Raw genomic sequence first — 540 nt, forward strand, 5'->3', positions numbered from 1 at the left:
TCCGCCGTGCGCCCTTGAATACTTTCGCCTCGGCCGCCGCCCGCCTTCCACCAGGGAAGGAACGGCGGCGTGCCTGCCTGCACATGTTCGTTAAAACATACCTCGTTCGCTTTCTTTACGTTTTGTCTGTCCAACATGTCAATGATCGCATGCCCCCTCGGGGCCGGGTGGAGAATAACGGATTCGAACCGTTGACCCCCTGCTTGCAAAGCAGGTGCTCTAGCCAGCTGAGCTAATCCCCCCGAAAATACCCGCGTAGTCCCAGGCAGAGTTGAACTGCCGACCTCCACATTATCAGTGTGGCGCTCTGACCAACTGAGCTATGGGACTGGCGTGACCCTGTGACCCGGATGCGGGCGGGCGGCGGAAACGCCACCGGGCGGAAGCTGAGCCTCCTGCATCCCTCACTTATCCTTTTTCAAGCCTCACATACCAAAACAAGAAAGACAGCCGTACAAGAGGAAACTACCCGGGAGCGGACGCGGAATGGACCGTTTTGCGGGAAGGACCCCAGAAAGGAGGTGTTCCAGCCGCACCTTC

Annotated in this window: 2 tRNA genes; both read right to left on the minus strand. The window is 58.7% G+C overall.

The window, feature by feature from the left end:
• Positions 1-168: 168 nt before the first annotated feature.
• Positions 169-242 (minus strand) — tRNA-Ala (locus HMPREF9442_RS01725).
• A gap of 14 nt (positions 243-256) precedes the next feature.
• Positions 257-330: transfer RNA gene (locus tag HMPREF9442_RS01730), tRNA-Ile, on the minus strand.
• Positions 331-540: the final 210 nt, after the last annotated feature.

This window comes from Paraprevotella xylaniphila YIT 11841 (assembly GCF_000205165.1).
GTDB lineage: Bacteria > Bacteroidota > Bacteroidia > Bacteroidales > Bacteroidaceae > Paraprevotella > Paraprevotella xylaniphila.